General features: G+C 43.3%; 6 protein-coding genes. 2 read left to right on the top strand and 4 right to left on the bottom strand.

The annotated features are described in order from the left end of the window. Positions 1-10: 10 nt before the first annotated feature. Together MHB43_RS19250 and MHB43_RS19245 are read left to right on the top strand one after the other, a co-directional pair. On the top strand, positions 11-9,832 hold the full coding sequence (locus MHB43_RS19250) for an amino acid adenylation domain-containing protein (protein ID WP_405117732.1): 9,822 nt from the start codon (positions 11-13) through the stop codon (positions 9,830-9,832). 610 nt (positions 9,833-10,442) lie between these two features. Further along, positions 10,443-10,625 carry a YjfB family protein gene (locus MHB43_RS19245; protein ID WP_017687882.1) on the top strand — a complete coding sequence of 61 codons (183 nt, stop codon included), beginning with the start codon at positions 10,443-10,445 and terminating at the stop codon, positions 10,623-10,625. Positions 10,626-10,770: 145 nt separating this feature from the next. On the opposite strand, the gene MHB43_RS19240 is transcribed toward MHB43_RS19245, so the two are convergent. From MHB43_RS19240 to MHB43_RS19225, 4 genes are all read right to left on the bottom strand, one after another. After that, the gene (locus tag MHB43_RS19240) at positions 10,771-11,508 is read right to left on the bottom strand and encodes an HAD family hydrolase (RefSeq protein WP_405117731.1); all 738 of its coding nucleotides are present in this window, start codon (positions 11,506-11,508) and stop codon (positions 10,771-10,773) included. Positions 11,509-11,578: 70 nt separating this feature from the next. After that, the gene (locus MHB43_RS19235; RefSeq protein ID WP_405117730.1) at positions 11,579-12,628 is read right to left on the bottom strand and encodes a zinc-binding dehydrogenase; all 1,050 of its coding nucleotides are present in this window, start codon (positions 12,626-12,628) and stop codon (positions 11,579-11,581) included. Between the two features lie 236 nt (positions 12,629-12,864). Continuing rightward, entirely contained in the window at positions 12,865-14,103 is a 1,239-nt protein-coding gene (locus MHB43_RS19230) for an aspartate aminotransferase family protein (RefSeq protein WP_339177219.1), read from the bottom strand. Between the two features lie 92 nt (positions 14,104-14,195). Beyond that, complete coding sequence (locus MHB43_RS19225; RefSeq protein WP_405117729.1) at positions 14,196-15,404, bottom strand: MFS transporter; 1,209 nt, start codon at positions 15,402-15,404, stop codon at positions 14,196-14,198. Positions 15,405-15,627 lie beyond the last annotated feature (223 nt).

The following is a 15,627-nucleotide window of genomic DNA, read 5'->3' as shown; positions in this document are numbered from 1 at the left end:
GGGGTGCCGTATGTCTATTTTTAAGAAACAGGAATCGTATTGGGCAAGCCGATTTGAAGATGATGACCATCTTGTTCATTTGCCTTATTGCAAGACAACCTCCAAACACCCAGACGATACGCAGCACCAGAATGCTATATATAAGTCTTTGTCAGCCGATGTTTCACATAAAATCAAGTCCATGTCGCGAAATGCTCCTATGGCGATATATACGATCTTATTAACGGGAGTTCAGTGTCTGTTATATAAATACACGAATGAAACCAAGATGATTATTGGCCTACCAACGATGGAAGAAAAGAACAATGATCTATCGCTCTCGAATAAGGTTCTTGTCTTAAAAAATAATATCAATCATGCGATGTCATTCAAGTCCGTATTTAATCAAGTGAAGACCAGTTTAACTGAAGCCATTCAGCATCAACGAATTCCTTTCAGAAAAATGGTTGAACGTTTAAATGTTCAGTATGATTCGAACCATGTACCTCTAATTCATACCTTGGTTTCTTTGAATGAAATTCATCCCACCCTTGATGAAAATAACGTAAAAGCGGTGACAATGTTCCACTTTGATCTGGAGAACGACTCCATTCAGTTAAGATTAGTTTATGATGATGATCGTTATGATCGCGATTATATGGTTCAAATTGTAGAGCATCTTGACCAATTGTTATCCGTTGTGCTGAACCAACCTGATCTGGAGTTAAGTCATGTCGATATGTTATCAGAGTTTCATCGAAACAAGCTGTTATATGATTTTAATGATACAAGGGTTGGGTATCCACAGAACAAGACGATGCATCAATTATTTGAAGAACAGGTGGAACGAACACCGGACCATCCGGCAGTCGTATTTGAGAATAGACAGTTAACGTACAGAGAGTTAAATCAAAAATCCAACCAATTGGCCCGATTGCTTCAAGCTAAGGGGGTGCAGGCAGGTCAGTTCGTTGGCATTATGGCAGAGCGCTCACTTGAGATGATCATAGGTTTATTCGGTATTCTAAAAGCTGGCGGAGCATATGTCCCAATCGATCCGGAATATCCGGCAGATCGTATTCACTATATCCTTGAGGATTCAAAAGTGGCTTGGTTGCTGCATCAAAGTCATATACAGAAGCCGGAACATTATGCAGGGACATGTGTCATTCTGGATTCTGAAATAAATCACCATGATGATCATTTAAATTGGGTAGATGGAGCGATCTCCAGTGATTTGGCATACATGATCTACACGTCTGGAACAACAGGTCATCCCAAAGGCGTAATGATTGAACATGCCAGCATTGTGAATTCCCTGCAATGGAAATCGGATTTTTATCATTTTACCGGAGATGATCGGGTATTAATGCTGAATCCTTTCGTTTTTGATTCATTTATTACTCATTTCTTTGGTCCGATGATATCTGGCTCGACAGTGTATTTGTTAAACCAGCAACAGTGTAAAGATGCTATAGCCATCAATACGATGGTCAAAAAACAGCAAATCACTCATATCCAAAGTCCACCAAGTTTCTTGATGACACTGTTGGAACAAGTAAGCGCGGAAGATTGGACATCCATGAAAAATGTGGTGGCTGCGGGAGAGAAGATTGTTCCTGCCTTAATACACAAATTGCAGCGCATCAATCCACGCATCGAAGTGTGTAATGAATACGGTCCAACTGAAAATAGTGTTGTATCCACAGTTCTGTCGATCAAGTCGGCAGATCAAAATATCTCAATCGGGAAGCCTATTGCGAACAATAGAGTCTACATTTTAGGAGAACGGAATGAATTACAGCCTATTGGAGTTCAGGGAGAATTATGTGTAGCCGGAGCAGGGCTATCCAGAGGTTACTTGAACCGTCCAGATCTGACTGCGGAGAAATTCGTGGATGATCCATTTGTTTCGGGAGCAAAAATGTACAAGACAGGTGACTTCGCAAGATGGCTGCCCGATGGGAACATAGAGTATATAGGAAGGGTAGATCATCAAGAGAAAATTCGTGGACACCGGATTGAACTTGGTGAAGTGGAGACGGCTCTTCTAAATAGTACCCAGATAAAAGAGGCCATCGTCATAGCCAGAGAAGATGAAACGGGAACCAAACAATTATGTGCGTACCTGGTAGGAGAGGATGCAATCACGATCGGGGAACTGCGGGAGACGCTGTCCCAGCAGCTGCCAAACTACATGATTCCGTCCTATTTTGTACAGCTGGATCAGATGCCGCTCACGTCTAACGGGAAAATCGATCGCAAAGCTTTGCCTGCTCCCAAAGAACATATGTTGAAGGGCATGGAGTACGAAGCACCCCGAACTTTGGTGGAACAACAACTTGTATCGATCTGGGAAGAGGTACTTGGGGTAGAGAACATTGGGATTTTGGATAATTTCTTCGAGCTTGGAGGAGATTCGATTAAATCCATTCAAGTTTCTTCAAGATTATATCAAGCAGGTTACCAGGTGCAGATGGATCATCTGTTTAAACACCCAACTGTTGCAAGCTTAATTCCCTATGTTCAACCTATTAGTACGATGTCTGAACAGGGAATCATTACGGGAAAAGTAATGCTGACTCCAATTCAGCATTGGTTTTTTGAACAATACAAGGTGGACGCCCATCATTATAATCAGTCCGTGATGCTGTACCGGAAAGAAGGTTTTCACGAAGCCACACTTCGCGGTGTATTCGATAAACTGAGTGAGCATCATGATGCACTTCGTACAGTATATCGCCTTACAGAACAGGGTTATGAAGCGTGGAATGAAGGGTTGGCAAAGGAACCCTTATATACACTTGAAGTGATGGACTTCAAGTCATTAGCAGATCCATCTCAACAAATTGAGAAGAAAGCAAACGAAATGCAAAGCACGTTCACTTTGGATCGTGGACCTTTGTTGAAGCTGGGCGTGTTTCAATGTGCAGATGGAGATCATCTATTGATCGTTATTCATCACCTCGTCATCGACGGGGTTTCATGGCGAATTTTGATTGAAGACCTATCGAGGGGCTATGAACAATTAAGTCATGGAGAATCGATTCAACTACCGCAAAAAACGGCTTCATTCCAATTATGGGCAGAACGGCTCCAGTTGTATGCGAACAGTGATGCGATAACGCAAGAGATTGCATATTGGAATGAAATTGAAAAAGCAACCTATAAGCTGTTACCTACAGATTTCGAAGCGGATCATGCACTGGAAAAAGACAGCGAAGAAATCACGATGGAATGGTCAGCGGCAGAAACGGAACAATTATTAAAACAAGCGAATCGTGCGTATAAAACGGAGATTAACGATTTGCTGCTCCATGCACTAGGCATGTCTATTCACCAATGGACAGGCATGGATAAAGTGCTGGTCAATCTGGAGGGACATGGAAGAGAACAAATTTTACCGGAGCTCGATATTACACGAACGATCGGATGGTTTACGAGCCAGTATCCGGTTGTACTTGATATGGAAGCAAGTTCTAATATGTCTCTTCTCATCAAAACAAACAAAGAAATGATTCGTCAAATCCCTAAAAAAGGGATTGGGTATGGTATTTTACGATATTTAAGTGCACATCAGCAAGAAGCGCCCTTTACCTTGAATCCTGAAATTAGTTTTAACTATTTGGGTCAATTTGATCAGGAGCTCCAGAATAGTGGGATGCAGATCTCTCCCTATCCAGGTGGAGCAACAGCAAGCGACAACCACAGAAGAAATGTTCTTATCGATATGAATGCCTTAATTGTGGAAGGCAAATTGACGTTGTCACTTCGGTATAGTCGCACCCAATTTCAAAAAGAAACGATGGAGCGAGTGGCAACATATTTTAGAGATCATCTGCAAGAAATGGTAATACATTGTGTGACAAAAGAGAAGCCGGAATGTACACCAAGTGATCTAACGTTAAAAGGAATTACGATTGAAGAATTAGAAGGATTTGTTCAAGAATCGGAACATATTGGTGAAATCGAAGATATATATGCTTTGTCACCGATGCAAAATGGGATGTTCTTTCATCATTTGCTTCATTCAAACTCTGAAGCGTATTTCCTTCAAACCACGCTGGATCTTCATGGTCCGTTAGACGTGGAAGCTTTTACGAAAAGTCTGGATCAGTTGATGCAGCGTAATTCGATTCTCAGAACAAATTTTCATAGCAAATGGAAGAATGGACCTCTGCAAGTGGTATACCGTCATAAACGGACTGGGCTAATATACGAAGATTTGCGTGAGATGAATGAAAAAGATCGTGAAGCATACGTGGCAGAATATACAAGAGCAGATAAAATAAAAGGTTTCGACCTGTCTCAGGATGTGTTAATGCGTATTTCGATCTTGCAAACGCATGACCAAACCTACCGTTTCATTTGGAATTATCATCATATTTTGATGGATGGCTGGTGCTTGTCGCTTGTCATCCAGGAGTTGTTTGATGGATACTTTGCTATTCAGGAACAACGAAAACTGGAGGCAAAGAGTACGATTCCATACAAACACTATATTGAATGGCTGGACAACCAAGATCATGAAGAGTCCCTGAAATACTGGCGTGACTATTTGCAAGATTATGATGAGCAGACCACTTTGCCAAAAGAACATGCAATTACGAAGAGTGATGAATATCATTCAGAGCATATGATTTGTACACTTAGTCAGGAATTAACCGGACAAATCGCACAAGTGGCCAGTCAGAATCAGGTGACGCTGAATACGTTCATGCAGACAGCCTGGGGAATGTTGCTACAGATATATAACGGCAGTGAGGATGTTGTATTCGGAAGCGTAGTGTCGGGCAGACCTGCGGCGATTGTTGGAGTTGAGCGAATCATTGGTTTATTCATCAATACCATTCCTGTACGCATTCAGAGTCAAGGTAACGAGACATTTGCAGCGATTATGAAGCGGAATCAGGAACATGCTGTCGCTTCTCATCCACATGACACGTATCCGTTATATGAGATTCAAGCGGAAACATCGCAAAAGCAAAATTTGATTGATCATATCCTGATATTCGAGAATTATCCTGTACAGGGCATTATGGAACAGTTTGGGGATCAGGAGGAGACAGCTCTTCGGATTACGAATGTTGAAGCAGATGAACAAACGAACTATGACTTTAACCTGATTATCAAACCAGGCCAATCCATGAAATGTATGTTCTATTACAATGCTAACGTCTATGATCGGGCAAGCGTAGAACGGATTCAAGGTCACTTGATTCAGATGTTGGAGCAAGTGGTCAACAATCCGAATATTCCGATCCATGACATTGACTTGACCACAACACAGGAGAAAATGCAAATTTTGGAACAGTTTAATGATTCCATGGCTGAATATCCAATGGACAAGACGATTCATGGACTGTTTGAGGAACAGGCGGAAAGGACTCCTGAACACGTTGCGGTTGTATTTGAGGATCAACATTTGACCTATCAAGGGCTGAACGAGAAAGCCAACCAATTGGCAAGAACGCTGAAGGCTAAAGGCATTCAAAATGATCAGTTAATCGGGATCATCGCTGATCGTTCACTAGACATGGTTGTAGGAATCCTTGCGATTTTGAAAGTGGGTGGCGCATACGTGCCGATTGATCCCGAATATCCAGAGGACCGTGTCAACTACATGCTTGAGGATTCGGGCGTACAGATATTATTACTGCAAAGTCATCTGCAAGAACGCATCTCTTTTGCAGGAGAGGTCGTTTGCCTGGATCTACCTGAGTCCTATCATGAAGATCATTCCGATTTGGGAATTACTGCTGCACCAACAGGCCTGGCATATGTAATTTATACCTCAGGAACGACAGGTAAACCAAAAGGGACATGTATTGAACATAAAAATGTGGTGCGATTGTTGTTCAACAGTAAAAATTTGTTTGATTTTAATGCATCAGATACATGGACCTTATTCCATTCTTTTTGTTTTGATTTTTCGGTATGGGAAATGTACGGGGCATTGCTCTATGGCGGAAAACTGGTTATCGTACCTCAAATGACGGCAAAAAGTCCGGAACAATTTCTACAATTGTTAAAAGACGAGCAAGTGACGATATTGAATCAAACGCCAACGTATTTCTATCATCTTCTTCAGGAAGAACTGGCAGGTCATGCAGCAGATCTGAAATTAAGAAAAGTGATTTTTGGAGGAGAAGCCCTCAATCCCGTGTTATTGAAGGAATGGAAGCTGAAATATCCATTTATCCAGTTAATTAATATGTATGGGATAACCGAAACAACGGTTCATGTAACTTATAAGGAAATAACCGACATTGAAATACATGTTGGAAAGAGCAATATTGGCAAACCAATCCCGACGTTGCAGACCTATATTTTGGATAAACATCAACGCATTCAACCGATCGGTGTTCAGGGAGAATTAGTTGTAGCAGGTGAGGGCCTTGCCAGAGGTTATCTGAACCGGCCTGATTTAACCGCAGAGAAATTTGTTGATCATCCCTGGATTACAAAAGGGAAAATGTATCGCACAGGAGATGCCGCAAGATGGCTGCCGGATGGAAATATTGAATATTTGGGACGAATCGATCATCAAGTGAAAATTCGCGGTTACCGAATTGAGCTGGGCGAAGTGGAAACTGCGCTTTTGCAAATAGACTCCATTCAGGAAGCGGTCGTTATTGCCCGTGAGCATGAGGATGGTTCGAAGCAGTTGTGTGCGTATTGGAAAGGCGACAGCTCACTGACAGCGAAGAAAATCAGAATGGCATTATCTCATGAAATTCCGGATTATATGATCCCGTCTTATTTTGTTCAATTAGAGCATATACCGTTAACTTCCAATGGGAAGGTTGACCGTAAGGCATTACCATCTCCACAAGAACATATGCAAAAAGGGACCGAGTATATGGCGCCGCAGAACGCTGTAGAACAAGCGATCGTCTCTTCCTGGGAAGCTGTGCTTGGTGTTCAAAAGATTAGCACATCAGATCACTTCTTTGAACTCGGGGGCGATTCGATTAAATGTATTCAAGTTTCCTCACGACTGCTTCAAGCGGGGTATAAAGTGGAAATGAAGCATTTCTTCACCTATCCGACAGTAGCGGAGTTGAGTGAACACGTTACATCCGTGAGCACTATTTCTGACCAAGGGGAAGTTACGGGGCAAGTGATGCTGACACCTGTTCAGCGCTGGTTCTTTGATCAAAATATGGTGGACGTACATCATTACAATCAGGAAATGATGTTCTTTCGTGAAAAAGGGTTTGATGTCCGCTTCATTCACAGCATCATGGATAAGATCGTTAAACAGCATGATGCTCTCCGCATCCTTTATCGACAAGCGCCTGAAGGCGGATATGAAGCGTGGAATCGAGGGGCAGACGAAGATGGATTATACAGCCTTGAAATCGTTGACCTCAAAACAGAAGCAGATCCTGCATCGTTCATTGAAAATAAAGCAAAAGAAATTCAGAGTGGTATGAATCTGTCTCACGGACCTTTAATCAAACTTGGGTTGTTCCAATGTGCTGAAGGGGATCACCTGCTTATTGCCATTCATCATTTGTTGGTAGACGGGGTTTCATGGCGTATTTTATATGAAGATATTCAGACAGGGCAAGACCAGTTCTTAAGAGGTGAAGAAATCCGGCTTCCTCAAAAAACGACCTCGTTTAAACAATGGGCAGAACAATTGTCTACGTTTGCAGACAGCCCGGTGATGAAGCAAGAGAATCCATACTGGAGTCGTGTGGAGCAGGCCCAGCTAAGCCCGCTGCCTAAAGATATGGATTGTGATGAGACGATTGGCAAAGATAGTGAAACGATCACCATTCATTGGACAGCAGCGGAAACCGAGCAATTATTAAAGCGAACACATCATGCGTACCATACGGAAATTAATGATATATTGCTAACGGCATTAGGAATGGCTGTTCATGATTGGACAGGCATGGGAGAAATCCTCGTAAATCTGGAAGGGCATGGTAGAGAAGACATCCTGTCAGAGCTGGACATTACGCGTACAGTGGGATGGTTTACAAGCATGTACCCCGTTATGATTACGATGGAGTCCGGGGCTGACTTATCAAGGAAGATTAAGACCGTCAAGGAAGGACTGCGCCAGATTCCAACCAAGGGCATTGGTTACGGGATTTCGAGGTATTTGTCACATGGAAATGAAGGATTCAAGTTAGAGAAAAATCCCGAAATTAGTTTCAACTATATGGGACAGGTGAATCAGGATTCGGGCCAAGATGGCATTAAATTCTCGTCTTATTCCAGCGGGCCATCCGTAAGTGAAAACAACAAGAGACCATTTGTGCTGAATATCAATGGCATTGTTACAGAGGGTCGGTTGTCGCTGTCCATTAACTATAGTTCAAAACAATATCGCCGGGAAACGATGGAGCAACTGGCTTGTTTCTATAAGGAAGGTCTTAGTAGAGTCGTTGAACATTGTGTAACGAAGGAACAAACCGAGCTTACGCCAAGTGATATTTCATGCAAGTCATTAACCATTGATCAATTGGATCAAATCGTGGAACAAACGGGGCACATCGGTCGAATCGAAAATGTGTACCCACTTACACCATTACAGAAGGAAATGCTGTACGAAAGTGAACGGAATCCAATTTCGGGCGCTTACTTTGTACAAATCATGTTTGACATGCGTGGAGATTTGGATGTTACCTCTTTTGCGCAAAGTTTGGATCAGTTAATGCAAAGGCATGCGATATTAAGAACTAATTTTTACAGTGATTTCGTGGACATCCCTCTTCAAATTGTGTATCAAGAGAAGAAATTTGAATTTAACTATGAAGATGTGGCTGGCACAAGTGAGCTGCAACGTAAAACGTATGTTGACGAGTATATCGAGCAGGACAAGGCAAGAGGATTTGACTTACAACGAGATTCACTAATACGTATGTCTGTTTTACGAACAAAGAAAGATGAATACCGCGTCATATGGAGTTTTCACCATATTTTGATGGATGGCTGGTGTATGTCTCTGGTAAGCAAGGAAATATTCGAGAATTACTTTGCGATTCGGGAAAATAGAAAGCCTCAAGTGACTCTATTAACCCCATATAGTCAATTCATTGAATGGCTGGAACAGCAAGATCATCAAGGTGCAATAACGTATTGGACTCATTACCTGAAGGGTTATGAAGGACAAACGAAATTGCCTGGAGAAAAAATCAAACCGAAACATGAAAGACAGGATTCCAGAACGTTAAACTGTTATTTGGATGATGTACTAATCGAGCAAATGAAACAGATTGCGGAACAGCAGCATGTTACTCTCCATACGTTAGTGCAGACGGTCTGGGGTGTATTGTTGCAGCAATACAATGAAAGCAACGATGTTGTATTCGGAAGTGTGGTATCGGGCAGACCACCTGTCATTCCTGGGATCGAAAGCATGATTGGATTATTTATTAATGCGATTCCTGTTCGTATCCAGGCTAAGGCAGATGAGTCATTTATATCTCTAATGAAAAGGAATCAGGCACAAGCTGTGGAGTCACATGCATATGATACGTATTCGTTATATGATATTCAAAATCTGACCAAGCAAAAACAATTTCTGATTAATCATGTTGTTGTGTATCAGAACTTCCCGGTAGAGAACCGAATGGAGAGTCTGGGTCAGAAAGGTGAAACACCGCTTGAGATTATGAATGTTGGGGGTACAGAACACAATAGTTTTGATTTTACTTTGATCGTCAAACCCCATGAAAATATGAAGATCATTTTGATGTACAATGCCAATGTGTATGACCCATCTACCGTTGAACAGATTCAAAAACACTTTATTTCCATGATTCAACAGGTGGTAAGTAACCCGGAAGTTAAAATAAACGAACTTGCGTTGAGTACGTCGAACAGTTATTAATGCACAAGTAAGGGGCCGCTCCAGAAGTGAGTTTCCTCCTCACTCAAAGCGCTAACGAATCTGACGCGTCTTAAGAGGTAGATCGACGTGAATGGCAAACTTAAACAAACCTCAGTAACGTTATTTCATCATATCAGGGTGTCAGAACCTAAAAAACGACCCAATCGACGAAATAACGTCTCTGTGATTCGTTACACCACAGACCTGTGCAAATCAGAGCGAATAGCGTGTGCCAGGTTCATTAGATTAAAATAAACCTTAATAAGGGGTGTCCTCAGTCATGCTAATGACTTAAGGCATCCCCTTTTTATACTCCGTTAATGATGATAGCTGGAAAATTACTGTAGATGGAGAAAAAAGCTTTTTACGTGGTCGGATCAACATTGTGATGTCACCAACGTTGCATATCAGCTATTGAAATTGCGGATGTTACTTCAACAGATCGTGGAAACGGCAGAAGTCTACAAAGAACTACCCCAAGCTGAGGGCGGTTATGATTGAATGGAATGGATTCCCTATTCATTTTGATCGACCTTTTAATATTTGCTCCCTTCTAACCGATATATAATAAGTACATCTATGTAACCAGAAAGTGAAAGGAGTGCAGAACATGGATATTGCAGCATTATCAATGGCGATGAGCCAAGCTTCAGTAGTGCAGTCGGCAAGCTTGCAAGTGATGTCGATTACAAAAGACATGGCACAGCAGCAAGGCCAGCAGATGGCGGAAATGTTAAAGTCAGTGCCTGCTCCTCACCCCAATCTGGGTGGAAGTCTCGATCTTTCGGTTTAGTTGAAATTACAGCATGTGTCCTCATGTAACACCCATTGCAGCAAGCAAAACCCAAACAGCTCCAATTCGAATGAATTGAAGCCGTTTGGGTTGTTTTTTTCTGAATACTCATTCCTAAATTACGATCTTTTTTATTACGATCTTCTCAGCGAAACTTTGACAAGCTTGGCAATCTGCCTTCAAAGGGCAGTGTATTCTTCAATGTCCATAACTCATCGTAACTGGAAATCTGAAGATCGGCTTTGGACAAGTCCTGATTGCCTGATCCCGGATTGCGATATCCGATACAGCGCATGCCTGCACTTTTGGCGGCCTGAACACCATTAAGCGAGTCCTCGATTACCAGACAATTCGAAGGGGATGCACCGATCATCTCAGCGGTGGTCAGGAAAATATCTGGTGCCGGCTTGCCGTGTGTAACTTCCTCACCTGTCATTCGCACCTCAAAGTATTGTCCAAGAGCGGTTTTGTCCATGATCAAATCAATCAGTGCACGTGGAGAGGAAGAAGCTACAGCTATGGGTACATGTTGCTCATGCAGCCAACTTAACCAGCGTTCTAAGGAAGGCATTGCCGTGAGATTCGGATGGGCAAGCATGGTTTGCATCACATTGTGCTGATGATAAGCAAATATTTCTTCCAGCGTAGCTGTCAGCTGATGTTTGTCCAGTACTTGCTGCCACATGGATTCCAGCGTAACTCCAACATAGGTATGATGTTCTTCATCAGTCACTCTTGCTCCAAAATGGGAAAATGAGCTGCGCTCAATCTCGAAATAAATCGGTTCACTGTCAATCAGTACACCATCCATGTCAAAAATGACCGCTTGAATGATGTCATCATTGGGGGCTCCCAGTCCGTTAGATTCTTTGTTCGCTGCCATGTGTATTCCTCCTCCAGGATTGTGTATACATATATCTCTAATGTAGTCCATTCATGGTTGACGTTCCACTTTAGAAACTGGAACCGCTGGATTGCAGCACAACTTTAATGGCATGTGAAGAGGCTTGAAGTGTGCGTCCCTGAATATCGCAGCCAAGTGTGCGGAATGCTTCTTCGTAATCCTCCAACGGGAAGGAGTGGGTGATGATTTTTTTTGCCGGAATAATCCCTTGTTCAATCATATAATGTGCGGTTGCAAATGTTCCCAGAGAATCAATGGAACCAATAATTTTTAGACTGCGGTCCACAACTTCCTTGGGATTGAAGGATGTGTTTCCATCTCTCAGACCAACCAGCATCAGGTAACCGCCGCTGGCGAGCTGGGATAGCACTTGTGTGCCCACAACGCCAGTTGTATCCACAATCATATCGACCTGATGGGTTGCGGGTGACAGTGATTCTATTGCATTTTCGAAGGATGAATGAACCTCCCAACGTTCTGGTGCAATGGAACCGGCAATAGCTAAGCGTTCTTCGGAGATGTCGACCAGACAGCCGGTAACCCCTTTGGAAGCGAGCGCGTAGCTGTACAGAATGCCAATCGGGCCTGCACCAAGGATGATTGTTCTGAAATTCGGCAGTAGATGAATCTGATTAATCCCCGTCAGCATACAGCTGAGTGGTTCCGTCAAAGTTGCTTCTTCATAGCTCACATGGTCCTTCAATTTGTACAAAAAACGATCCTCGGTCACATAATAATCTGTAAATGTTCCGTCAGCACTCACACCTGTCTCGGTAACAGACTTGTGTGTGCAATGATTTTGTCTGCCTGTTCTGCACATGTCACATTGTCCGCAAAAGTAGGTAGGATCGATCACAACACGGTCGCCCGGTTGTAATGTCGTTACCGCAGAGCCAACATCAATGACTTCCCCGGCAGACTCATGACCGAGAATGACAGAAGGAACTGCATGATATTTGCCGCTGACAATACCGAGATCGGTACCACATACACCTGTCGCCCGAATACGAACCAACACCTGATTATCTCTTGTAATTTCCGGGACAGGCCGTTCCTCAAGCGCCACATCCCAAGCCGATTTGTATACCAATGCAAGCATGATATAACCTCCTTATAATTATATAAAATATAAATATAGCGATTCATCTTAAACAGTTTTTTCAAGATACGAAAGTAGTGAAGGGGACGAAATCGATTCTGGAGAAGCGAAGCGTGCGCCTTTATCAACGGATTTTTCCCTTGGGAAAGGGAAATCAAGAAAATCCGTGGATAACAGCGATCATAAGAACGATTCGTAACCGAAACGACCACTTCGAACAGTTGCATTGAAATGTTTTAATTAACGCTGGCGAGCACTGAATCCAGTCGCTCCACGATCTCTACCAGTTCGTCTTCGGTTGTAGTAAGGGAAGGCCGGACCTTAACAACGTTGCCAAATCCATATCTTGAACTTCTCAAGATTAGATGCTCATCTGTAAAAGCACGGTCAACAATGGCATTGGTTTTGAGCGTATCCGGTTCATTACCGTCACCTACAATCTCGAGCCCCCACATTAACCCGACACCACGAGCTTCACCGATACTTGGGTATTTCATAGCCAATTCATGCAGCAATTCACCCAAAATTTCACCTTTGCGTTTCACCGCATCCAGGAAGCCGGGTTCGGATACCACTTCCAATGTGGATTTGGCAGCGGTTACGGAGATCAGATTACTTCCTGAGGTGAAGGAGTGTTCGTGCTTTTCGAGCACGTTCAGCCGGGATTGCATTAACACCGCAGCAACAGGTACGCCGATCCCGCCAAGACCTTTCGCAAGGGTAATCATGTCAGGCTGGATATCAAACAGTTCGCTGGCAAACATGGTTCCGGTACGACCGATTCCTGTCTGCACTTCGTCGGCAATAAGAATAATATTGTACTCATCACACAGTTTACGCAGACGTTTGAAATATCCGGCAGGAGGAATGATATTGCCGCCATTCCCGAGAATGGGCTCGATGATCATGCAGGCGACTGAGCCGGAACTTGCATATTCTATCGCATCAGATATAGCTTCAACGCATTGATAGGCGCAGTCTCCATTTGAGGATTTGAATGGGCAACGAAAACAGTATGGGGCAGGTACATGGACCGCGTTAGCCACAGCCGAATTGGGGAAGCGTTTCCGCCGGAAGGCATTCCCTGAAATCCCGGTGGCAAATTGGGTCTGCCCATGATGGGATAGATACAGGCTGATGATGTCTGTCGATTCGGTATACTTCTGTGCAATTTTGGTTGCACATTCGTTGGCAGTTGAACCAGTGATATCCCGCATCCATCCGGCATTAATGTCGTTTGGAGCATATTCGATTAAGTGATCAAGTACTTCATTTACGTACGGTTCAGTGAAGGAGGAAGACATATGCGTCAGATTGCCGACTTGTTCCTGAATTTTGCTGACTACATGTGGGTGATTATAGCCCAGTGACAGATTGAATGTTCCCGACACGCCGTCCAGGTATTCAACACCTGAATCGTCAATCAACTTAATCCCTTTTCCGGCTATGAAGCGGTTGTTGGTTAAAGTTTGCATACGATTTCCTCCAATTGTAATGGTGTACTAGCTCGAACGAAGCTCAAAAAATCCCGGATGATGCGGGCATCACCTCCCTTAAGAAACGATGTTTACATTTCCTTGCTATGTTGTGCGAGAGCAGCACGTACTGCATTATTTTTTACAGTCCATAGATGAGAGACCATCAAAGTAACAAGCAAGATCAGACAGAATCCGGCCAAAATCCAGATCGTATTCACGACAGGACCTGTGCTCATACTCCATCCAGTCACATACTGCAAGATGGCACCTCCAATCCCCCCCGATGCGATCAGGATACTGGTTGTCCGCTCGGTCATGCCGGGAATCAGAACATTTGCATAGACAAGTGCGATACAGAACAGCCCTGACATGAACAGACCGGTTCCGAAGATGAGCACATACGTTGCCCACTGTCCAGTTACAAATACCATAGCGACCGTAAACAAAAGCGTGCCAACCGTACTCCAGATCAGGAAAGGCATATAGTTGACGGCTTCCGCTATTTTTCCGGAGAAAAGACGACCGATGATCATCGCAATCCACAGGATGGAGACACTCAGCGATGCAACAGATTCCTGAAGGTGCAGTCGTTCTACGAGAATGGAGGGCAGGAAGTTCATCAATCCCAGTTCCAATCCCATGTAGATGAAAAAGAAGATGACGAAGATTGTCAGCAGACCCAGATGTTTTCTCGAATATTGGGCTTTACCTGCTGCATGTGCCACTGTATTCTCGCCAGCCTGTTCCAGATACAGTGCGGCTGGCCGGGGCATTGTGATCCACAGCAGCATGAGAATCAGTGACAACACGGCGACCGTATAAAAAGTAAGATGCCACAGCTCCATCCAGATGAATAAAGCAGCAACAGCCGGGATGAGAAGTGCTCCAAGAGCAAAGAAGACATCCAGCTTGGACATGGCGACCGCCTTCTGATTCTCAGTGAATTCGATCGTGAAAGCACCTACAGAGGGTTCGATGATACCTGAACCGAAACCTACGATAATCGTTAGAAGAAGAACTACAGACCAGGATGGCAGAAAACCGAGTAATATATAGGCGGCTACAATACAGATCAGTGCAAGGGTCAGCATCGCTTTTCTTCCGATACGGGCTGTCAGGGTAGGAGCTGCGATTACACCGACAAGAAATCCAAGAAACTGCAGAAATAACAAAAATCCGCCATCACTGTAACCGCGCTCATAATGTGACAATAAAACAGGGAGAAGTGCACCGAGCACAACGCTGGTTATGCCGATTAACAGATAAAAACCGCAGCTTAGAGCGAATATTCTTTTCAAAAGCCCGCCTCCTAGTTGGATAAAAATTTTATATTATGTAATTAATGTTTATTTCATATATAACTTATACCATAAATGCACAAATGTACATGCTTTTTGTTGTAAAATAATGTTAAATTTTGATGAAGAGAAATATTTCTCGTGCTAAGTTTCATCTAAAACGATTTCGTGTCGAAAGGATAAATATGATCCAATTCATATGACCGTTTAACAGGATTTGGCA

This window comes from Paenibacillus sp. FSL H8-0317 (genome assembly GCF_045040685.1).
Classification (GTDB): domain Bacteria; phylum Bacillota; class Bacilli; order Paenibacillales; family Paenibacillaceae; genus Paenibacillus.
This window is presented reverse-complemented; position numbering and strand designations above follow the sequence as displayed.

Coding starts and splice junctions, on each gene's coding strand:
- MHB43_RS19250 (WP_405117732.1), top strand. CDS start 11: ATGTCTATTTTTAAGAAACAGGAATCGTATTGGGCAAGCCGATTTGAA.
- MHB43_RS19245 (WP_017687882.1), top strand. CDS start 10,443: ATGGATATTGCAGCATTATCAATGGCGATGAGCCAAGCTTCAGTAGTG.
- MHB43_RS19240 (WP_405117731.1), bottom strand. CDS start 11,508: ATGGCAGCGAACAAAGAATCTAACGGACTGGGAGCCCCCAATGATGAC.
- MHB43_RS19235 (WP_405117730.1), bottom strand. CDS start 12,628: ATGCTTGCATTGGTATACAAATCGGCTTGGGATGTGGCGCTTGAGGAA.
- MHB43_RS19230 (WP_339177219.1), bottom strand. CDS start 14,103: ATGCAAACTTTAACCAACAACCGCTTCATAGCCGGAAAAGGGATTAAG.